The following is a 19,430-nucleotide window of genomic DNA, read 5'->3' on the forward strand; positions in this document are numbered from 1 at the left end:
GCTGACTCACTCCTCCGCGTGATCGATGCCGACCGTGGTGCCCGCGGGTTCGGCCGGGCCCGGGTCGACGAAGCTGTACGGCGGCAGCGGGCCGTTGACCCGCAGGTCGAGGTGCGGATGGGCCTTGCGCAGCTCGTCCACCGCCTCCAGGAAGGACGCGGCCGAGTCGCGCTCCACGAGGAAGGACACGTTGGCCAGCCAGCCCGAGGACTCGGGGCCCACGCTGATCGCGTCGGCCAAGGGCTCCAGGGCGCTCTGCACCAGGCCGGCGTCCTCGGCCTCGCGGGCCTTGACCGCGGCCACGACCATCTCGCCGAGCCTGAGGCGGTCCTCGTAACTGCCGCCGCCCGCCTTACGGTTGGCCTCGGTCATCGCGCGGACGTCCGGGTTGTCGGACATCACGCGGTGCAGTACGGCCTCTTCGTCGTGCGTGGCCTTGACGTTGTACTCGACCTTGCCGTCGAGGGTCCGCAGGCGCTCCTGGTAGTGCTCGGAGCGTTCCGCGAGCACCCCGGTGACGGTGTCGTCGTCGGGGGCGACGCTGCCGAACCGCATGGGCAGGATGCAGCCGTCCGCGCCCGCCTCGCTCAGCACGTTCTGGTGGGCGAGGAGGTCGCGGCGCTTGGGCCGCAGCCCTTCGGGGGCGTCACTGACAATCGCTGCCAGCTCGCCCACCGTCAGCACCCGCACCGGAAGGGCGGGGTCGCCCACCCCCCTCAGTTCCTCCGGCACCGTGGGGTGGGAGGCGGCGGTGATGCCGTACACGTACGTGCTCACTCCTGCTCCTCCTTCCGGCGCGAGGCGGTCGACTTGCGGGCACGCGGCCTGGACTCGCTCTGACCGTCTCCCTCACGCGCCTGCTTGAAGGCGTCGGAGATGGTCTCGGCGGCGCCGGAGAGCGCTCCCTTGGACTTGCCGCGGGCGCCGGACTCGGTCATCTCGCCGACCAGGTCGGGCAGACCGGGGTCCTTGCGCGGCCCGGCCTCCAGGTCGAGCCGGTTGCACGCTTCGGCGAAGCGCAGATACGTGTCGACGCTGGCCACCACGACCCGTACGTCGATCTTCAGGATTTCGATGCCGACCAGGGAGACCCGTACGAACGCGTCGATGACGAGACCCCTGTCGAGGACCAGTTCCAGAACGTCGTAGAGGCCGCTGGAGCCGCCTCCGCCACCGCCCTGTTGTGCCGGGACAACGGTCATGTCGACCGCGCCTCCTTTTCTGTGTGCTGCTGAACGGATGTCTGTACGGCGGAGCGGTCTAGTGACCGCCCCGCCTTTGTGCGTCCGCGCGCCCTCGTTCGTAACGGCGAACGCGCCGATAACCGGTGAGCTGGCCCTCCGGGTCGAGTTCGACCTGGTAGGTCGCCATGAGGCTCATCGTGTCGGGCACGCGGGTCAGCTCGAGGACCTCGATCTCGAGCTCCCAGCCGTCCTCCGTCTGTTCGAAGGACGACACGTTCTCGGCGGTCATGCCGGTCAGCTCGGCCAGCTGGGCGCGCGCCTCGCGCAGCACCTCCATGGGCTTGGGCCGTCTGTTCTCCGCCACTTTCTCGTCCGTGTCCTCTTCTGTCCCTTTGCGGGAGTTTCGTGAATCCTGTGTTCCGGATGAGTTTTTTGTGTTCGACATGGCACCTCTCACCTCGGGTGGCCGCTCGTTCCTTCGCCAAACCTTCAAGTGGGCATCAAGGCGTTCAACCTGCGCCGGGCGGGCCCGAGGGCGCGCCCTTTGGCCATGACCCCGGCCCACGGGTTGGTGCGGGCCTGTTCGACCGCGTCGGCGATGGTCCAGCGGCGGGCGTCCAGCCCCGGATCGTCCAGCTGGGTCCAGGCCATCGGGGTGGCCACGGGAGCCCCGGGTTTCGCACGGACGGTGAACGGGGCGACGGCGGTCTGCGCGTAGGCGTTGCGCTGAATGTCGAGGTAGAGGCGGTCGCCGCGGTCCTTCTTGCGGGCGGCGGTGGTGAGGCGGTCGGGGTGGCCGGCGACCAGGGTGTCGGCGACGTCCTTGGCGAACCGGCGGACCTCGTCGAACTCGTGCCGGCCGTTGAGCGGCACGACGACGTGCAGCCCGCGCGAGCCGGTGGTCATCAGCGCCGAGGGCAGACTCAGCTCGTCGAGGAGTTCCCCGAGCAGCCAGGCCGCCTCGCGCACCAGGGCGAAGTCGTCCTCCCCGGCCGGGTCGAGGTCGAAGACCATCCGGTCGGGCCGCTCCACGCTCCCGGTCCGGGACAGCCAGCGGTGCAGGGTGAGGGCGGCCTGGTCGGCGAGGTACAGGAGGGTGGCGGTGTCGTCACAGACGGTGTGGCAGACGGTGCCGCCCTCCTTCGCCACCTCGACGCGGCCGATCCACTCCGGGTAGGAGTCCGGGGTGTTCTTCTGCATGAACACGGGGCCGTCGAGGCCGTCCGGGTGGCGTTCCAGCATCAGCGGACGACCGCGCAGGTGCGGCAGCATGAAGGGCGCGACGGACCGGTAGTAGTCGACGAGGTCCGCCTTGGTGTACTCCTTGGCACCGTCGCCGCCGGGGAAGAGCACCTTGTCCGGGCGGTGCACCTCGACGGTGCGCCTGCCCGCGCGTACGGTCCGTACGTCGTCCCCGGTCACGGCACGATCGCCTGCTCCACCAGCAGCCGGCCCGCGGCCGCGATCGACTCGGCGTCGATGCCCGCGGCGTGCAGCTGCTCCTCGGGCGAGGCCGAGCCGGGCATCGTACGGACGGCGAGGCGCACCAGGCGCGGTACGGGGCGGCCGTCGGCGAAGGCGTCGAGGACGGCGTCGCCGAGGCCGCCCTCCTCGCGGTGGTCCTCCACGGTCAGCAGGCAGCCGGTGTCCTCGGCCGCCTGGCGCAGGGTGGCCCGGTCGACCGGCTTGACCGAGTACAGGTCGACGACCCGGACCCGGATGCCCTCCTGCTCCAGTGCCTCGGCGGCCTTGAGTGCCTCGGGCACGGTGACGCCCGCGGCGACGAGCGTCAGCCGGTCGCTCTGGGAGAAGCGCAGCACCTTGCTGCCACCGATCGGGAACTCCTCGTCGGCGCCGTAGATCACCGGGCTCTCGCCGCGGCCCGTGCGCAGATAGCGGATGCCGTCCAGGTCCGCCATCTGGGCGATCAGGCGGGCGGTCTGGTTGGCGTCGCACGGGTACAGCACGGTCGAGCCGTGGATCGCCCGCATCATCGCGAGGTCCTCCAGGCCCATCTGGCTGGGCCCGTCCTGTCCGATGGCGACGCCCGCGTGCGAGCCGACGAGGTTGACGCCGGCCCCGCTGATGGAGGCCATGCGTACGAAATCGTAGGCACGGGTCAGGAAGGCCGCGAAGGTGCCGGCGTAGGGCACCCAGCCGCGCGCGGCCAGTCCCACGGCGGCCGCGACCATCTGCTGCTCGGCGATGTAGCACTCGAAGTAGCGGTCGGCGTGTTCCTTGGCGAAGTACTCGGTACGGGTCGAGTCGCCGACCTCGCCGTCCAGAGCGACGACGTCACCGCGGCCGGTGCCGAGGGCGGCGAGGGCCTGTCCGTAGGCGTCGCGGGTGGCCACTTCCTCGCCGGTCTCCCAGCGGGGCAGGTCGACGTGCCCGGAGCGGACGGCGTGCAGGATGCGGGCGGCCGGCGGCTCCTGCACCTGGACGCGCAGGTCGCGTACGCCACCGAGCTCCTCGATGGCGTCGTCGGCGTTCTTGAGGGGCTTGCCGTGCAGTCCTTCGCGGTCCTCGACGTCGGCGACGCCCTTGCCCTTGAGGGTGCGGGCGAGGATCGCGGTGGGCTGGCCCTTGGTGGACGCGGCCTCGCCGTACGCGCGGTCGATGGCGTCCACGTCGTGCCCGTCGACCTCGACGGTGTGCCAGCCGAAGGCCTGGAAGCGGCGGGCGTAGGCGTCGAGGTCGTGGCCGTGCCGGGTGGGGCCGCGCTGGCCGAGCCGGTTGACGTCCACGATCGCGGTGAGGTTGTCGAGGTGCTCGTGGCCCGCGTGCTCGGCGGCCTCCCAGATCGAGCCCTCGGCGAGTTCGCTGTCGCCGCACAGCACCCACACCCGGTAGTCGCTGCGGTCCAGCCGCTTCCCGGACAGCGCGATGCCGACGCCCACCGGCAGTCCCTGGCCGAGCGATCCGGTCGCCGTCTCCACCCAGGGCAGCTTGCGCGGGGTCGGGTGTCCTTCGAGACGGCTGTCGAGCCCCCGGAAGGTCAGCAGTTCCTCGTCGTCGATGGCACCGGCCGCCTTGAACGCGGCGTACATCAACGGTGAGGCATGCCCCTTGGACAGCACGAAGCGGTCGTTTCCGGGGTGTGCGGGGCGGTCGAAGTCGTAGCGGAAGTGGTTGGCGAGGAGTACGGCCATCAGGTCCGCGGCGGACATCGAGGACGTCGGGTGCCCGGAGCCCGCGGCGGCCGAGGCGCGCACACTGTCCACGCGCAACTGCTGGGCGAGTTCGACGAGTTCACCGGTGTTCATGAGTCTCCTTCCGCGGGGTCCGCGTCAGTTCGTTTGGTGGGGCCGGGGCCTTGGCCCGGCTGATATGTGGCGGGCTCGGAGCCCGGGTGGTTCCTGGCGGGCTCGGGCGATTGCTCCGGCGACTCCCACTCAGGTGACTCCCACTCCACCGGCTGCCGCTCGGGCGACTTCCGTTCGGCCGTCTCGCGTGCCTTCGCCTCCGCGATCACCGCTTCGCCCGCGCTTGCCGCAACCTCCGGCTCCTGTCCGTCGGCCTGTACGGACGCGGGCTCTCCCGGCCTCGTCTCCCGCTCGGTCGCGGCGCCGGGACCGGAGCGTGCGTCGGCCTCCTGGCGTGCCTGCGCTCGCCCCGGGGCCCGTGTCAGCTCCGGCGAGGCGGTGTCCAGCGGTACCGCCCAGGACCGTACGAGTCCCAACTGGACGGCCTGGCGCGGGAGTACGGCGTCCAGGAGCCAGTCGGCGGCGACCCGGACCCGGTTGCCCGGCATCGCGGCGAGGTGGTAGCCGCGGGTGACGGCACCGGCCGCGAGACCCGACAGCGGGACGCCCAGCGGGTTGGCCGCGGCCTTCACCCCGCCGAGGTCCACGACGAAGCCGAGGTCCCGGTGTTCGTAGGGGCGGCGCACACCGGCTCCCAGGGAGGCGGCGACATTGAGGGCCGCCGTACGGCCCTGCCGCCAGGCGTGCTGCGCCGTCATCGGCGTGTACTGGCCCGGGTTGTCCAGATCGGGCACCGCGGCCGCGTCGCCGCACGCGAACAGCTCGGGCCGTCCCGGGACCTGGAGGTTCGGGTCGACGAGCAGCCGGCCGCGCTCCATGGGCAGTCCGAGCGACTCGGCGAGCGGATCGGGCCGTACCCCCACGCACCACACCAGCGACCGGGTCGCGACGAACTCGCCGTCGGTCAGCAGCACTCCCTCCGACGTGGCCTCCTTCACGGAGGTGCCCATCCGTACCTCCACGCCCCGCTGCCTGAGCGTGCGGTCCGCGGTGCGGGACAGATGCGCGTCGAGCTCGGGCAGCACCCGCTCCGCCACGTCGAGGAGGATCCAGCGCGGCCGCATGCCCTCCCGCAGCGGATGCCTGCGCACCTGCGCGTCGGTGAACAGCTGCCCTTGCGCGGCGACCTCGGTGCCCGTGTAGCCCGCGCCGACCACGACGAAGGTGCACCGGGCGGCGCAGGTCGCGGGATCGTCGGCGGCCGCGGCGAGCTCCACCTGCCGGGTGACGTGGTCGCGCAGGTACAGCGCCTCGGGCAGGCCCCGGAAGCCGTGCGCGTGCTCGGCGACCCCGGGTATGGGCAGCAGTTTGTTGACGCTCCCGGCGGCCAGCACCAGCCGGTCGTAGGCGAGGGTGCCGCGGGCGCCCTCGGGGTCGGTGTAGCGGACGGTGCGGCCGTCCAGGTCGATGCCGTCGGCCTCGCCGAGCACCAGCCGCACCCACGGCAGGGTGTCGGAGAGGGAGACGGTCACCCGTCGGGGTTCCAGGATGCCGGCGGCGACCTGGGGCAGCAGGGGCAGGTACAGGAAGTAGTCGGTCGGGTTCAGCAGGGTGATGTCGGCCTTGCCGCGGGCTTTTCGGGACAGCTCCTTGGCCGTCCGGTACCCGGCGAAGCCGGCACCGACGATCACGATGCGGGGTCGACTCATGGTTCGCCTCCGGGGCTGTCGCGTACCTCGGGAGCCTTCCGCGTCCCCCTGGCCAGGGCGCCCAAACGCCGGTTTCCGCACGGACCGCCGGGTACTCGGCCAAGGCCCCGCTCATCACGGAACCGCCGGAGGTACCCCCCATGCCCGAATACGGCTATTTCCTGTCGTGCGAGGAGTTCGGTCCCGCGGACCTGGTCGAACAGGCGCGGATGGCCGAGCAGGCGGGCTTCAGCTCGCTGTGGATCTCCGACCACTACCACCCGTGGAACGACGCGCAGGGCCAGAGCCCCTTCGTGTGGTCGGTGATCGGCGCACTCTCGGAAGCCGTGTCCCTTCCCATCGAGACGGCCGTGACCTGCCCGACCGTGCGGATCCACCCGGCGGTGGTGGCGCAGGCCGCGGCGACCTCGGCCGTGATGACGGGCGGCCGGTTCCGGCTGGGCGTCGGCTCCGGCGAGGCCCTCAACGAGCACGTGCTCGGCCATGTCTGGCCGCCCGCGCACATCCGCCTGGAAATGCTGGAGGAGTCGATCCAGGTGATGCGCCGCCTCTTCACGGGCGAGGAGGTCAACCACCACGGCACGCACTACACCGTGGAGAACGCCCGCCTGTACACCATCCCCGACGAACCCGTCCCCATCGACATCTCCGGCTTCGGTCCGGCGGCCACGGCGCTCGCGTCCCGGGTCGGCGACGGCTTCATCACGATGACGCCCGACGAGTCGATGGTGGAGCAGTTCCGCAAGGGCGGCGGGGCCGGCAAGCCGGTCATCGGCGGTACCAAGGTCTGCTACGGCAACGACCGCGACGAGTGCGTCGCCACGGTCCGCAAGCTGTGGTTCAACCAGTTCCTGCCCGGCGAGATGGCCCAGATCCTGCCCTCGCCGCGCCACTTCGAACAGCTGGAGCCGCTGGTCACCGAGGACATGGTGCGCGAGAAGGCGGTGTGCGGGGACGACGTCGACGAGCACGTCTCCACGCTGAGCGCGTTCACCGAGGCCGGCTTCGACCGGGTCTACGTCAACCAGATCGGCCCCGACCAGCGCGGCTTCTTCGACTTCTACCGTACGAAGGTGCTGCCCCAGCTCCAGCAGGGGTGAACGATGAGACTCCACCGCCCGGTCGTCTCGGTGTACACGGTGCCGACCGACGCCCCCGAGGCCGACGGCACGCTCGCCTGGGACACCACGACGATGGTGATCGCCGAGGTGACGACCGGGCAGGAGACCGGCACGGGCTGGACCTACGGACCGGCCGCGGTCGGTGACTTCCTCACCGAGCAGCTCGGACCGCTGGTCGAGGGCCGCAGCCCGATGGACATCCCGGCGCTGCACGACGCGATGTGCCGTTCGGTCCGCAACGCGGGCCGTCCGGGCATCGCGGCGGGCGCGATCTCGGCCCTCGACATCGCCCTGTGGGACCTGAAGGCCCGCATCCTGGAACTCCCGCTGGCGCGCCTGCTCGGCGTCGCCCGCGAACGCGTTCCCGTCTACGGCAGCGGTGGCTTCACGACGTACCACGACACGCATCTGGCCGCGCAGCTCAACGGCTGGGTGCACGGTCAGGGCATCCCCCGCGTCAAGCTGAAGATCGGCGAGAGCTGGGGCCGGGCGGTCCCCCGCGACCTGTCCCGGGTCCGTACGGCCCGTGAAGTCATCGGCCCCGACGCGGAGTTGTACGTCGACGCGAACGGCGCGTACACCCGCAAGCAGGCGGTCCGGGTGGGCAACGCCCTGGTGGAGCACGGCGTCGGCTGGTTCGAGGAACCGGTGTCATCGGACGACCTGACGGGCCTGCGGCTGGTCCGAGACGCCCTCGTCTGCGATGTCACGGCCGGGGAGTACGGCTACGACCTGCCGTACTTCGCGCGCATGATCGCGGCCGGCGCCGTGGACTGTCTCCAGGTGGACGCGACCCGCTGCGGCGGTGTCACGGAGTTCCTGCGCGCGGCGGCGCTGGCCCAGGCCCACGGTCTGGAGATCTCCACCCACTGCGCTCCGCACGCGCACGCGGCGGCGGCCGCCGCGATCCCCAACATCCGGCACATGGAGTGGTTCCACGACCACGTGCGCATCGAGGACATGTTCTTCGACGGGGCACTGGATCCGACGGGAGGCACGGTCCGCCCGGTGGCGGGGGTGGGCCACGGTCTGACGCTGCGGACGGAGGAGGTGGAGGAGTACCGGGTGGCCTGAATCCGTTGCCCCGGTGCTCCCCCGGCCCGCCCCCGCTCAGCCCCGGCGGCGCAGCCCGGAGGTCACCGTGACGCCCAGCGCGCCGGCCGCGGCCGCCACGAGCCCCACGCCCATCCGGGCGCGGTTGCGGGAGAACCAGTCCTGCGGGCTCTTGGACACGGCCTCCTCGTCGAACCGCCCGTGCGCCCCGAAGTCCCGCCCGTGCGGCCCGTCCGCGGGCGCCCACAGGTTCCCGGGACCGCCGTGCTCGCCCTCCTCCTGCTGTGCCTCGAAGTTGGTGCGGGCGAGATAGCGGTCCAGGACCCCGGGCGCGACGGCGTTGGCGACGAGCGTGGCCACCGTGGACCCGCCGACCCAGTACTCCCGCCGGCGCGCGTGGGAGGCCGCGTGGACGACCGCGCGCGCGGCGACCTCGGGCTGGTAGACCGGCGCCACGGGACGGGCCTTGCCGGGCATCCGGTTCAACACCCAGTCGAACTGGGGCGTGTTGAGGCCCGGCAGCTGCACCATGGTCGTACGGACACCGGTGCCCGAGTGGAGCAGCTCGCACCGCAGTGACTCGTTGAAGCCCTGGATGGCGTGCTTGGCCCCGCAGTACGCGGACTGCAGGGGAATGCCCCGGTAGGCCAGCGCGGACCCCACCTGCACGATCGTGCCGCGGTCCCGCGGCAGCATGTGGTGGAGGGCGGCCCGGGTGCCGAACACATAGCCCAGGTACGTCACTTCGGTGACCCGCCGGAACTCGTCCGGGGTGATCTCCGTGAAGGGCGCGAAGACGCCGGTGAAGGCGTTGTTGACCCAGACGTCGATGTGCCCGTAGGCGTCGACGACCTGCTGGGCGGCGTCGTCGACCGCCTTGGGGTCGGCCATGTCGACGCTCACGACGAGCGCCTCACCGCCTGCCCGCTGCACCTCGTCGGCGGCGGCCGCGAGGCCCTCGCGGCCCCGGGCCAGCAGGGCGACCCGGGCTCCGCGTTCGGCGAAGGCCCGGGCCGTGGCCCGTCCCACGCCGCCGCTGGCCCCGGTCACCACGACGACCTTGCCCTGCTTCACGTGCGCTTCCTTCCATGCGTCGCGCACCACCACGCGTCAGGCCCGGTGGTGCGGCTGCTCGGGGTCGATGCCGTCCTGCCGGGGCGCGGCGCCCGCCTCCGGTGTGCCCGGGGTCTCGGGGGCGACGGGCGGCATGGGCGGATACGGCGTCCCGAGCCCGCTCGGCGGGGCGGCCACCGGTGCGGCTGCCTCGGCGGTCCGGTCCGGCACGGCCGCGGCCTCCTCCTCCCGCCCGGCCGTCGGCCGGGCGGCAGACGGCCTGGCCGCACCGCGCAGTGCGTAGGCCACGGCCCCCAGGATCGCGGCGGTGATCAGTGCGGCCGCCCAGTCGGGCAGCCCGAGGGCGAGGGCGAGGCCCACGGCGAGTGCCAGGGCTGCTCCCGCGTACAGCGCGACGGCGCCGGACGCGGCGTACAGCATGGCCGTACGGCGCTGCTTGCGCGTCTGCTCGCGCAGCTCGTCCCGTACGGTCTCGCGCGCCACCTGCGCCAGCTCGTCGACCAGATGCCTGTCCAGATGCTCCAGGTGATCCAAGCGCTCCATGGCCGCCGGGTACCCGTACAGGCGTGCGCATAACGCCGGGGCCGCGTGTGCGGTACGGGCGGCCGGGTCGGGAGGATCGGTGAAACGATCTCCGCGGCCCTGCGACCGCAATTAGGCTCGTCCGCATGGACATTCTGGGAACCACGCTGCGTGTCTGTGTCGACGACCTGGAGGCCGCGGTCGTCTTCTACGAACGGCTCGCGGGCGCCACGGCCCTCCGTTTCGAGCGCGGCGGCGTCCAGGTCGCCGCGGTGGGCTGCTTCCTGCTGATGAGCGGCCCCGAGGCCGAGCTGGAGGTGCTGCGCAAGGTCGCGGCGACCATCGCGGTGAAGGACGTCGACGAGGCCCACCAGCTGCTCAGCGAGCTGGGCGCCCGGGTCATCGCGGGCCCGGTGCCCACGCCGGTGGGCCGCAATCTGATCGCGATGCATCCGGACGGCGTGGTGTACGAGTACGTGGACCGCAACGTCACCTGAAGGGACCGGCTCCCCTACGCCGGCGGCCGCATACGGAAGTCGTAGTGCGCCGGAAGCGGCTCGTCGGGGGAGCTGATGCGGCTCCACAGTTCGCCGATCGCCTCGGCGCCCTCCCGCAGGTCGGCGACCTCGAAGCCGTCCTCGAAGACGGCCCGGGCCGCCTCGGGCCGTCCCTCGGCGAGCAGCAGTCCGGCCTCGATCAGCCGGAACCCGCCTCGTGCCCGGATCGCCGGGTACAGCCGCTCCCGCACGGAACGCGCCGCGGAAGTTCGCCGGGCCGCGAGAAGCGCCTCCAGCGTCTCGCGGCCGAGCGCTGCGGTGGCCGCCGTCCACGCCTCGCCGTCGTCGCGCCGCTCGTGGCACAGGTCGTCGAAGGCGTCGGCGTACCGGTCGGCGGCCCGCTCCCGGTTGCCGCTCTCCTGGTCGGCCACGGCGAGACAGCGCAGCAACGGCCAGCGGGACGGCGCCAGTTCGAGTCCCCGCTCCCAGCTGCGCACGGCCTGCGCCCGGTCCCCCGCGTGCCACTGGGCGACTCCCAGGTGGTACTCGGTGAGCGGGGTGGCGGGCGCGGTCTCCAGCATGTCCCGCCAGTGCGGGGCGACCAGGGTGTCCCCGGGCGGCCGTACCCTGCGCGGCTCGGGGAAGGACCCGGTCCGCAGCAGCTCCAGCCAGGGCTCCTGCGCCGGACCGAGGGTGCTCTCCTCGAAGGGGGTGCCGGGCAGCTTCCAGTCGGCGCGCAGCACTTCGAGGGCGCCCCAGCCCGAGCCGACGGCCAGGGTCTCGCCGGGTTCGGTGTCGGCGTACGGCTTCCAGGCGGCACAGGCCGCGTCGACGGCGGCACGCGGCAGTACGGCTTCCAGGCGGGCCTCTGCCTCGGCCGGCACCGGTGGCGCGCTGAGCGGCCCATATGCCTCCAGCCATGCCACCTCGCTCCCGGCGTCCAGGCGTACGTGCTCCAGCTGGGTGCGGGCGAGTCCGGCCTGGATCTCGCAGTAGCCGCCGGTGCCGGGTTCGGTGAGCCACTCCTGCCAGCGCCGGCCGCCGCTGCCGGTCCCCCACACGAACAGCTTGCGGCCGCGCAGGAGGTCGGTGGACGTCTGCACCAGGCCGTGGCCGTCGCCGTCGAGGGCGGCAATCCAGCGACGTTGGGCGTCGGGCAGGTCGTAGAAGTAGTCGGCGGCGTACAGGCTGTCCAGGGGGTCCGGCGGGACGGGCACCCGGCGCAGGTGGCGCTCGTAGCCGAACTGCCAGGCGTCCTCGGCCGGGGCGAGCACCCTGCGCCCCTCGGGGACGGCGATGTTCGACCACCAGTAGGCCGGCACCGGCCGCTCGTGCGGATTGCGGATCCGCAATCCGGCGTACAGGAAGTCCGACCCCTCCGGGAGCCACAGGTCCACCTGGAAGGGCAGGTCGCGCAGCCGCTCCCACTCCCACAGGCGCAGCATCTCTCCGCCGTCGGGGGCGGGCACGCGGGCGGCGTGCAGGGGTGCGCAGGACAGGGTGGTGTGGCCGGTGGCGCCGATGTTCCACTCGATGCCGCCGGAGAACCAGGCGCCGTTCAGGGCGAAGTTCGCGGGCTGGAACACCGGGTTGCGGTACAGGAGTTCACGCCCGGTGGCCTTGTGGAGGAGGGAGGCGACCCGGCCGCCGAGACCGGGGAGGACCGTGGCCCTGAGCCGGTCGTTCTCGATCACGATCGTCTCGAAGGCGCGGGGTGCGCGCTCTCTGCCGTAGCCGTCCCGGACGCGGACCGGCAGCAGGCTCCCCAGCGGTCCGTAACCGGCCTGCCGGGCCATGTCCCGGGGCAGGTCGTCCCGCTCCCGCACGTCGATGCGGTGGACCTCCTGCGGGAGCCGCAGCGGGGGCAGGGGGTTGTCGGGGCCCAGCGGTGCGGCGGGCAGGGTGAGTACGTCTCGCCGGATCGTCGTCACGATCACCATGGAAACCGCTCGGCACCGAGTCGGCCAGGGGAGCTGCCGGTCAGGATTGCGCAAAGGCGTCCACGACGATGTCGGTGAGCAGCGCGCCCGCGGTGCCCTCGGGGTCCAGATCGGAGTCGTAGATGGTGACGTTGAGGCCTGCGCAGGAAGGGGAGGCGAGCAACGGCCGTAGCAGCGCGAGGAGTTCGGCGGGTCGGAGCCCGTCCGGGTCGGGGCTGTCGACGGCGGGCATCACGGACGGGTCGAGGCAGTCGGCGTCCAGATGCACCCAGAAACCGTCGATCTCCGGGATCTCGAAGGCCTGGGCGGTGGCCCTGGCGAGGGCGTCCGCGCCCCACTCCCGGACGTCACCGACGGTCACCACCGGGATCTTGAGGCCGGCGAGTTCGGCCCGGTCCTCCTCGAAGGCGTCGCGGATCCCGAAGAACCGCACGTCCTCGTCCCGCAGACAGGGCTTCAGCCCCTCCGGATCCGTCAGGTCCTCCTGTCCGCGCCCGGTGCCCAGCGCGACCTCCTCACCGCCCGCCGCGCCGATCCGGTCGGAGTTGCCGGGGTGCCGGAAGTCCGGCGCGGCTCCCCCACTGCCTGAAGGGCGTGGGAGGTACCCCCAATGGCGGCCAGTCCGTAGCGTCCGACCCGGCGCAGGGCGAGCGAGGCGCCGAGCTGGACGGAGCAGTCGCCACCGAGGACGACGGGGAAGTCCCCGGCGCGCACATGGCGCTCGACGCGGTCGGGCGGTACGACCACTCCGCCCTCCAGGGCGTGCAGCCGCTGGACGATCCGCTGCTCACGGAGGGCGCCGGCGGGCTTGTGGCAGCCGGGCACGGCACCGGGGGCGGGCGGGCGCAGGCCGAGGTTGGAGGGGGCGTCCAGCACGACGATATTCCGCATGCGGAGCATCCTCGCCGACGTACAGTCGACCGTCCACGGAGATACGCGAGGGAGCGACAGTGAGTGAGCAGCACACCTACCGGGTGATCGTCCGCGGCACGTGGGAGGGGCTCACCGACGAGGCCCGCGCCCGGCTGCTCGCCGAGGCGGCGGACCACGGCATGGCGAGCATGCGGTTCACCGAGGAGGGTTCGCTGTCGTACGAGCCGGCGCCGCTGAAGCACTTCTCCATGCGGTACGTGGTGGTGTCGGACGCGGCGGACGGCGAGGAGATGGCGGCCGCGATCGCCGAGGACCGCGCGCAGACGGCACTCCGTGAGCTCGGCTACGGCTTCGGCGACCTGAAGTCGACGGTCACGGACCTCGACACCATGAAGATCAACCGGAAGCCCGCATCTCGGCGGTGATCGCCCAGCGCTCGTGGTCCCGCCACTCCCCGTCGATGTGGAGCATCTTCGGGGAGAACCCTTCGAGCCGGAAGCCGCAGCTGCGGGCGAGGGCGAGGGAGGCGGTGTTGCCGGGCTGGGCGTTGATCTCGAGCCGGTGCAGCCGCATCGGGCCGAAGGCGTGGTCGACCACGAGGTTCAGCCCCTCGCGCATCAGCCCGCGCCCGGCGGCGTGCGCGAAGACGCCGTAGCCGAGGGCCCCGCACTGGAAACCGCCCTGGACGATGTTGTTGATGTTGATGAACCCGGCGATGGCCCCCTCGCCCCGCTCGCCGTCCTTCTCGCAGACCAGGAACCCCGCCTTGGTCCGGTCCTCGATCAGCCGGCCGGCATAGGCGAGATACGCGCTCTCGCTGTCCGGCGGGAACAGCCAGGGCTGATGCAGTTCCTTGCTCTCCCGGGCCCGCGCGGTGAACTCGGCACCGTCCTCGTAGGTGAAGTGACGAATGCCCACGCGGGGGCCCTCGGCCAGATAACGGGACGTGGTGTGCGGCATCCCGCCAGACTACGACGACCTGACCGCGCGCTCTTCATGACGTACGTCCCGCACAGCGCGCCGATCAGGCCGGTGGCGAGCAGGGCCTTGGGCCGCCGTCAGTGCCGCTGCGCCCACCCGTGGCAGGCTCAGCGCAGGACGGGTTCGTCGAGCGTCAACGTGCCGGTGTCCGCGTCGAGTTCGGCCGCCACCCCGAACGGGATCGTCAGCGCCCCCTCGCCGTGCCCGAAGCCGAACTCCTCGGCGATCGGGACGCCGAGGCCGCCGAGCCGGTCGAGAAGCAGCGCGCGCACCCTCTCGTACGGTTCGCACTTCTCCCACGACCCGAGAAGCACCCCGCGCACCCCGTCGAGCCAGCCCGCGCGCAGGAGTTGGGTCAGATAGCGGTCGAGGCGGTACGTCTCCTCGCCGACGTCCTCCAGGCAGAGCAGCCCGCCGCGCGCTCCGGGCCTGGCGTGCGCGGAGCCCAGTTCGGAGGCGAGCAGGCACAGACAGCCGCCCAGGGTGACACCGCGGGCCCGGCCGGGGACGAGGGCCGTGCCGCCGGAGGCGATCGTGCGGACCGTCTCCGGCGCGAACAGCGTGGCCTTCAGATGGTCCTGGGCCCGCACGTTCTTGATGAAGTCGATGCCGGCCGCCATCGGGCCGTACAGCGTGACCAGGCCGAGCCGGGCGGCGAAGGCCTCATGCAGCGCGGTGACATCGCTGAACCCGACCAGCACCTTCGGCCCGGCCGCTCGCAGGGCCTCCCAGTCGAGCAGGTCGACCATGCGCATCACGCCGTATCCGCCCCGGGCGCACAGCACGGCGTCCACCGACGGGTCGCACCAGGCGTTCTGGAGATCGGCCGCCCGATCGGCGTCCGTACCCGCCAGGTAGGTGAACTCGCCGTGCCGGTCCAGGACATGGGGTGCCACGACCGGATCGAGATCCCAGCCGCGCAGGATGTCCAGGCCCGCCTGGAGGCGCTCCTCCGGCACCGGCCCGCTGGGCGCGACCACGGCCACGCGGGCTCCGGGCGCGAGTCTGGGCGGTCGTACGAGTTCTGTCACCTGGTGAGCTCCAATGTCGGGACGCCGGGCGGGTTGAGACCGAACACCTGGGCGTACAGGGAGAGTTCGGCCTCCAACGCGCGGATCATCGTGTCCGCCCGGCGGAACCCGTGCCCCTCCCCCTCGAAGGCGAGGTAGGCGTGCGGCACCTGCCGTCCCGCGATCCGGTCGAGGAACCGCTCGCACTGCGCGGGCGGGCAGATCACGTCGTCCAGGCCCTGGAGCAGCAGGAAGGGCGCGGTGACCCGGTCGGCGTGCTCGACGGGCGAGCGTTCCGCGTACCGTCCTGGGACCTCGGCGAGCGGTCCGACCAGGCTCTCCAGGTACTGGGACTCGAAGTCGTGGGTCTCCCCGGTGCCCCAACCGGCCAGGTCGAGAATGGGGTAGACGATCGTGCCGCAGGCGTAGACGTCGGTCATGGTGAGCGAGGCGGCGGCGGTCCAGCCGCCCGCGCTCCCGCCGCGGACGGCGAGCCGGTCGCGGTCGGCGGTGCCCTCGTCGGTGAGGGCGAGCGCGACGGCGGCGCAGTCCTCGACGTCGACCACGCCCCACTGCTCGCGCAGCCGGTTGCGGTACTCCCGCCCGTATCCGGTCGACCCGCCGTAGTTGACCTCGGCGACGCCGATGCCGCGGGAGGTGAAGTAGGCGATCGAGAGGTCGAGCACGAGGGGTGCGTGACCGGTCGGTCCGCCGTGCGCCCAGACGACGTACGGCGGCAGCTCGTCGCCGGGCGCCCGGTACCCGGGGTGGTGCGGCGGATAGACGTGGGCGTGGATGTCCCGGCCGTCCGGCCCGGTGAAGACGCGGATCAGGGGCTCGGGGTAGTGCACGGGGTCGACCGGGTCGTCGTGCTCGGCTCCGATCACCCTGGCGCGGCCGGTGCGGGTGTCCAGCTCCACCACCTCGTAGGCAGTGCGCGGGCTGGCGCCCACGGCGACGACACGCTCGCCGTGCACCGCGAGGGTGGGCGCGAACTCGGTCCAGGGACCGGCCGCGTCGACGAGTTCACCGGTCTCCGGGTCCAGGATGCCGAGCGCGGTCGATCCGGTGCCGTGCACGACGGCGATCAGGCCGCTGTCCAGCGGGGCGAACCAGCGGTGCCCGAGCTTCCACAGGGCGCCGCCGAACTCCTCCTCGCGCGGGCAGAGTTGCTCGCCGTCGCGGTAGAGGTTCCACCAGCCGGTGCGGTCGCTCGCGTACAGGAGGCGGCCGTCGGGCGACCAGTCGGCCTGGGCGATGGACTCCTCCGGGCCGCCGGCCACCGTACGGGGCTCCCGGAGCGTGCCGTCCAGGACCTCGGCGACGATCAGCTCCGTGCCGTCCCAGGGCATCCGCGGATGGTCCCAGGCGAGCCAGGCCGCGCGCGAGCCGTCGGGCGAGATGCGGGGGCCGGTGACGAACCGGTGGCGGTCGTCGGTGAGTTCGCGCACCGCGTCCCGATCCTGCACGGCCGAGCCGTCCAGCGGCACGGCGGCCAGGACCCGGCGGACGTCGGTGGGCCCGTCTCCGGTGAACTCCTCCAGGACGCACCACACTTCACCCAGCTCAGGTCTCAACTGCGGCTCCGCCCAGCGCAGTCCGCCGCCGACCGGGGAGACAGGCGTGAGGGGACGCGGCTCACCGCCGGGCTCGTACCGGTACAGCCGCTGGTCGGCGAAGTGCACGAACACGACGAGCGGTTCGCCGGCCACCACCTCGCCGGCCCAGGGGTGACCGCCGTACTCGATGACCCGGCTGCGCACGTTCCACGGCGCCGGCAGCACCGACTCCTCCCGGCCGTCGGGGCGCCTGCGCACCAGGGTGCGACGGCCGCCCTCGGTGGGCCGGGGCTCGGTCCACCACACCTCGTCCCCGACGAAGCCCAGCCATTCGGGGTGCCCGTCGTGCGCGGCCGCGAGCGCCGCGTCGATGGGCGAGGGCCAGGAACCGTATGCCGACGTCCGCACGTTCTCCCCCACTTGCTCAGGCCGTTCGCAGGAAGCGGTCGAGTACCCGCACGCCGAAGTGCAGTGCCTCGACGGGGACGCGTTCGTCGACCCCGTGGAAGAGGGCCTGGTAGTCGAAGCCCTCCGGGAGCTTCAGGGGCGCGAACCCGTACCCGGTGATGCCCAGGCGGGAGAACTGCTTGGCGTCCGTGCCGCCGGACATGCAGTACGGCACCACGTGCCCCTCGGGCGCGAACTCCTCCACCGCCGCACGCATGCCGGCGTACGTCGGCGAGTCGACCGGTGCCTGGAGGGCGACCTCGCGATGACTGAACTCCCAGTCCACGCCGGGCCCCGTGAGCAGGTCCAGGGTCGCGCGGAACTCGTCCTCCCCGCCGGGCAGGTAGCGGCCGTCGACGTAGGCCACGGCCTCCCCCGGGATGACGTTGAGCTTGTAACCGGCCTGCAGCATCGTCGGGTTGGCGCTGTTGCGGACGGTCGCCTCGACCAGCTTGGCCGCCGGGCCCAGCTTCTCCAGCAGTCCGTCCACGTCGCTCAGGTCGGTCTCGATGCCGTAGAGCACGGCGAGTTCGGCGAGGGCCGCGCGGACGGTCGGGGTGAGCCGCAGCGGCCACTCGTGCTCGCCGATGCGGGTCACGGCGGCGGCGAGCCGGGTGACCGCGTTCTCCTTGTTGACCTTGGAGCCGTGTCCGGCGCGGCCGTTCGCGGTGAGCTTGAGCCAGCCGGTGCCGCGCTCCCCCGCCGCGATCGGGTAGATCTGCCGGCCGGCGCCGTCGTGGAAGGTGAACGCCCCCGACTCGCTGATCCCCTCCGTGCAGCCCTCGAAGAGCTCCGGGTGCTCATCGGCGAGGAATCCGGAGCCGTCCTCGGCGCTGGCCTCCTCGTCGGCGGTGAACGCGATCACGAGGTCCCGCCGGGGTCGTACGCCCTGCCGGGCCCAGGACCGCACCACGGCCAGGATCATCGCGTCCATGTTCTTCATGTCGACCGCCCCGCGGCCCCAGACGACCCCGTCGCGGACCTCCCCGGAGAAGGGGTGCACGCTCCAGTCGGCGGCCTCGGCGGGCACCACGTCCAGATGACCGTGGACGAGCATCGCGTCCGCCGACGGGTCGGCGCCCTCGATGCGGGCGACGACGTTCGTCCGGCCCTCGGTGCGCTCCAGCATCAGGGGCTCAAGGCCCGCCCCGGCCAGCTGCTCGGCCGCGTACTCGGCGGCGGGCCGCTCCTGGCAGTCGCCGCCGCCCCGGTTGGTGGTGTCGATGCGGACGAGGTCGGAGGTGAACCGGACGACCTCGTCCAGTGCCTGCTGGTCAGCCATACTGCTCCTCCACGGCGGCCGAGACGATGGTGGTGACCGCCTTGAAGGTACGGATTCCCGCGTACATGGTCTCGCTCGTGTACGCCACCTTCCGCGCCCCGATCCGCTCCACACCCGGCACCACGGTGGCGGCCATGGCGAGGTGCTCGGCGTCGAACTCGACCGCGATCGTGAACGGCCCCGCCTGTACGGGTTCCTGACGGACCGCCAGCCGGGCGGCCTCCTTCGCGGCGGCCCGGATGTCGGCGGCCGTACGGGCCGGCGTGCGGCAGACGGCCGCGTACCGCGAGACATGGTCCTTGACGGCGACCTTCAGCGCCTCGGGGGCGTAGCCGAGGGCGTCCTCGCAGGCCACGTCGTCCCCGGTGACGAGGACGACGGGGACGCCGTACTCGGCGACCACGTGCGCGTTGAGGTACCCCTCGCTCGCGGGCACGTCGTTCAGCCACACCCCGGTGATGGAGTTGGCGAGGTAGGTGTGGGCGAGGACGCCCTCCTGGCCCGCGCCCGCGTGGTAGCCGAGGAAGGCGATGCCGTCGACGTCGCCGTGCTGGACTCCCTCGATCATGGAGAGGTCCTTGTGCCGGCCGGTGAGCATCTGCGCCCGCTGGTCGAGCTGTTCGAGCAGCAGGTTGCGCATGGTCGAGTGCGCCTCGTTGATGAGCACCTCGTCGGCGCCGCCGTCGAAGAAGCCGAGCACGGCGGCATTCACGTCCGAGGTGAACAGGGAGCGGCACCGCTCCCACTGCGACGCCCCGGGCATCACGTCGTCCGGCCACGTGACACCCGTGGCGCCCTCCATGTCGGCGCTGATCAGGATCTTCATGCTCCGCCACGTTACGCGGCGCGGAGGTTTACGTCGCCCGCGTGGGGTGAGGCGAGTCGGATGCGGCCCCCCCCCCCCCCCGCCGCACAGGCGATTCCTGGAAGACGCGTATTCTCCCTCGCGGGTTCCACAGGAGACGGACAGGG

18 protein-coding genes and 1 pseudogene are annotated in these 19,430 nt (G+C 72.4%); 4 read left to right on the plus strand and 15 right to left on the minus strand.

The window, feature by feature from the left end; translation table 11 throughout:
• Positions 1 to 6: 6 nt before the first annotated feature.
• Genes RKD20_RS08230 through RKD20_RS08255 form a run of 6 tightly spaced genes read right to left on the minus strand, consistent with a single transcriptional unit; the run spans position 7 to position 6,099 of the window.
• Positions 7 to 777 carry a GvpL/GvpF family gas vesicle protein gene (locus RKD20_RS08230; protein ID WP_424877129.1) on the minus strand — a complete coding sequence of 257 codons (771 nt, stop codon included), beginning with the start codon at positions 775 to 777 and terminating at the stop codon, positions 7 to 9.
• The gene (locus tag RKD20_RS08235; protein WP_280848420.1) at positions 774 to 1,202 is read right to left on the minus strand and encodes a gas vesicle structural protein GvpA; all 429 of its coding nucleotides are present in this window, start codon (positions 1,200 to 1,202) and stop codon (positions 774 to 776) included. Before RKD20_RS08235 ends, RKD20_RS08230 begins: the two co-directional genes overlap by 4 nt.
• A gap of 58 nt (positions 1,203 to 1,260) precedes the next feature.
• Entirely contained in the window at positions 1,261 to 1,629 is a 369-nt protein-coding gene (locus RKD20_RS08240; RefSeq protein ID WP_424877130.1) for a gas vesicle protein, read from the minus strand.
• 44 nt (positions 1,630 to 1,673) lie between these two features.
• The gene (gene ligD, locus RKD20_RS08245) at positions 1,674 to 2,606 is read right to left on the minus strand and encodes a non-homologous end-joining DNA ligase (protein WP_424877131.1); all 933 of its coding nucleotides are present in this window, start codon (positions 2,604 to 2,606) and stop codon (positions 1,674 to 1,676) included.
• On the minus strand, positions 2,603 to 4,450 hold the full coding sequence (locus RKD20_RS08250) for a transketolase (protein ID WP_424877132.1): 1,848 nt from the start codon (positions 4,448 to 4,450) through the stop codon (positions 2,603 to 2,605). The genes ligD and RKD20_RS08250 overlap by 4 nt, the downstream gene beginning before the upstream one ends.
• Positions 4,447 to 6,099 carry an FAD-dependent oxidoreductase gene (locus tag RKD20_RS08255; RefSeq protein WP_424877133.1) on the minus strand — a complete coding sequence of 551 codons (1,653 nt, stop codon included), beginning with the start codon at positions 6,097 to 6,099 and terminating at the stop codon, positions 4,447 to 4,449. Before RKD20_RS08255 ends, RKD20_RS08250 begins: the two co-directional genes overlap by 4 nt.
• Positions 6,100 to 6,239: 140 nt before the next feature.
• Between RKD20_RS08255 and RKD20_RS08260 the strand changes: the two genes are divergently transcribed.
• Positions 6,240 to 7,199: an LLM class F420-dependent oxidoreductase gene (locus RKD20_RS08260; protein WP_424877134.1), complete on the plus strand. Its 960-nt coding sequence runs from the start codon at positions 6,240 to 6,242 to the stop codon at positions 7,197 to 7,199.
• A 3-nt stretch (positions 7,200 to 7,202) separates the two neighbouring features.
• Positions 7,203 to 8,294 (plus strand): enolase C-terminal domain-like protein, encoded by a 1,092-nt coding sequence (locus tag RKD20_RS08265; RefSeq protein WP_424877135.1) that lies wholly within the window; start codon positions 7,203 to 7,205, stop codon positions 8,292 to 8,294.
• Between the two features lie 36 nt (positions 8,295 to 8,330).
• Here the strand turns inward: RKD20_RS08265 and RKD20_RS08270 are convergent, their stop codons facing one another.
• Positions 8,331 to 9,347 (minus strand): SDR family oxidoreductase, encoded by a 1,017-nt coding sequence (locus tag RKD20_RS08270; protein WP_424877136.1) that lies wholly within the window; start codon positions 9,345 to 9,347, stop codon positions 8,331 to 8,333.
• 36 nt (positions 9,348 to 9,383) lie between these two features.
• A complete protein-coding gene (locus RKD20_RS08275) occupies positions 9,384 to 9,890 on the minus strand; it encodes a phage holin family protein (protein ID WP_424877137.1) in 507 nt (168 codons plus the stop codon).
• A gap of 125 nt (positions 9,891 to 10,015) precedes the next feature.
• Between RKD20_RS08275 and RKD20_RS08280 the strand changes: the two genes are divergently transcribed.
• Positions 10,016 to 10,366 carry a VOC family protein gene (locus RKD20_RS08280; RefSeq protein ID WP_020119141.1) on the plus strand — a complete coding sequence of 117 codons (351 nt, stop codon included), beginning with the start codon at positions 10,016 to 10,018 and terminating at the stop codon, positions 10,364 to 10,366.
• Positions 10,367 to 10,380: 14 nt separating this feature from the next.
• Here the strand turns inward: RKD20_RS08280 and RKD20_RS08285 are convergent, their stop codons facing one another.
• Together RKD20_RS08285 and RKD20_RS08290 are read right to left on the minus strand one after the other, a co-directional pair.
• Positions 10,381 to 12,306, minus strand: coding sequence for a DUF5107 domain-containing protein (locus RKD20_RS08285; RefSeq protein WP_424877138.1), 1,926 nt, complete (start codon positions 12,304 to 12,306; stop codon positions 10,381 to 10,383).
• Positions 12,307 to 12,346: 40 nt separating this feature from the next.
• A pseudogene (locus tag RKD20_RS08290) lies at positions 12,347 to 13,197 on the minus strand (arginase family protein).
• A gap of 59 nt (positions 13,198 to 13,256) precedes the next feature.
• On the opposite strand from RKD20_RS08290, the gene RKD20_RS08295 reads away from it, so the two are divergent.
• A complete protein-coding gene (locus RKD20_RS08295) occupies positions 13,257 to 13,604 on the plus strand; it encodes a DUF6204 family protein (RefSeq protein WP_424877139.1) in 348 nt (115 codons plus the stop codon).
• Here the strand turns inward: RKD20_RS08295 and RKD20_RS08300 are convergent.
• The 5 genes from RKD20_RS08300 to RKD20_RS08320 all read right to left on the minus strand — a co-directional run bounded on the left by RKD20_RS08300 (position 13,576) and on the right by RKD20_RS08320 (position 19,284).
• A complete protein-coding gene (locus RKD20_RS08300) occupies positions 13,576 to 14,139 on the minus strand; it encodes a GNAT family N-acetyltransferase (RefSeq protein WP_424877140.1) in 564 nt (187 codons plus the stop codon). The genes RKD20_RS08295 and RKD20_RS08300 overlap by 29 nt on opposite strands.
• A gap of 128 nt (positions 14,140 to 14,267) precedes the next feature.
• The gene (locus tag RKD20_RS08305; protein ID WP_424877141.1) at positions 14,268 to 15,191 is read right to left on the minus strand and encodes a S66 peptidase family protein; all 924 of its coding nucleotides are present in this window, start codon (positions 15,189 to 15,191) and stop codon (positions 14,268 to 14,270) included.
• On the minus strand, positions 15,188 to 17,137 hold the full coding sequence (locus tag RKD20_RS08310; protein ID WP_424877142.1) for an LpqB family beta-propeller domain-containing protein: 1,950 nt from the start codon (positions 17,135 to 17,137) through the stop codon (positions 15,188 to 15,190). Before RKD20_RS08310 ends, RKD20_RS08305 begins: the two co-directional genes overlap by 4 nt.
• Positions 17,138 to 17,153: 16 nt before the next feature.
• Entirely contained in the window at positions 17,154 to 18,458 is a 1,305-nt protein-coding gene (locus tag RKD20_RS08315; RefSeq protein WP_424877143.1) for a M20/M25/M40 family metallo-hydrolase, read from the minus strand.
• A complete protein-coding gene (locus tag RKD20_RS08320) occupies positions 18,451 to 19,284 on the minus strand; it encodes a M55 family metallopeptidase (protein ID WP_424877144.1) in 834 nt (277 codons plus the stop codon). The genes RKD20_RS08315 and RKD20_RS08320 overlap by 8 nt, the downstream gene beginning before the upstream one ends.
• Positions 19,285 to 19,430: the final 146 nt, after the last annotated feature.

The sequence above is a fragment of the Streptomyces sp. SLBN-8D4 genome, from assembly GCF_049739545.1.
In the GTDB taxonomy this organism is placed as follows: Bacteria; Actinomycetota; Actinomycetes; order Streptomycetales; family Streptomycetaceae; genus Streptomyces; species Streptomyces canus_C.

What these genes read in the sequence shown, in the direction of transcription:
- RKD20_RS08235 (WP_280848420.1), bottom strand. Translation starts at nt 1,202, where the DNA reads ATGACCGTTGTCCCGGCACAACAGGGCGGTGGCGGAGGCGGCTCCAGC.
- RKD20_RS08240 (WP_424877130.1), bottom strand. Translation starts at nt 1,629, where the DNA reads ATGTCGAACACAAAAAACTCATCCGGAACACAGGATTCACGAAACTCC.
- RKD20_RS08250 (WP_424877132.1), bottom strand. Translation starts at nt 4,450, where the DNA reads ATGAACACCGGTGAACTCGTCGAACTCGCCCAGCAGTTGCGCGTGGAC.
- RKD20_RS08255 (WP_424877133.1), bottom strand. Translation starts at nt 6,099, where the DNA reads ATGAGTCGACCCCGCATCGTGATCGTCGGTGCCGGCTTCGCCGGGTAC.
- RKD20_RS08260 (WP_424877134.1), top strand. Translation starts at nt 6,240, where the DNA reads ATGCCCGAATACGGCTATTTCCTGTCGTGCGAGGAGTTCGGTCCCGCG.
- RKD20_RS08265 (WP_424877135.1), top strand. Translation starts at nt 7,203, where the DNA reads ATGAGACTCCACCGCCCGGTCGTCTCGGTGTACACGGTGCCGACCGAC.
- RKD20_RS08275 (WP_424877137.1), bottom strand. Translation starts at nt 9,890, where the DNA reads ATGGAGCGCTTGGATCACCTGGAGCATCTGGACAGGCATCTGGTCGAC.
- RKD20_RS08280 (WP_020119141.1), top strand. Translation starts at nt 10,016, where the DNA reads ATGGACATTCTGGGAACCACGCTGCGTGTCTGTGTCGACGACCTGGAG.
- RKD20_RS08285 (WP_424877138.1), bottom strand. Translation starts at nt 12,306, where the DNA reads ATGGTGATCGTGACGACGATCCGGCGAGACGTACTCACCCTGCCCGCC.
- RKD20_RS08300 (WP_424877140.1), bottom strand. Translation starts at nt 14,139, where the DNA reads ATGCCGCACACCACGTCCCGTTATCTGGCCGAGGGCCCCCGCGTGGGC.
- RKD20_RS08315 (WP_424877143.1), bottom strand. Translation starts at nt 18,458, where the DNA reads ATGGCTGACCAGCAGGCACTGGACGAGGTCGTCCGGTTCACCTCCGAC.
- RKD20_RS08320 (WP_424877144.1), bottom strand. Translation starts at nt 19,284, where the DNA reads ATGAAGATCCTGATCAGCGCCGACATGGAGGGCGCCACGGGTGTCACG.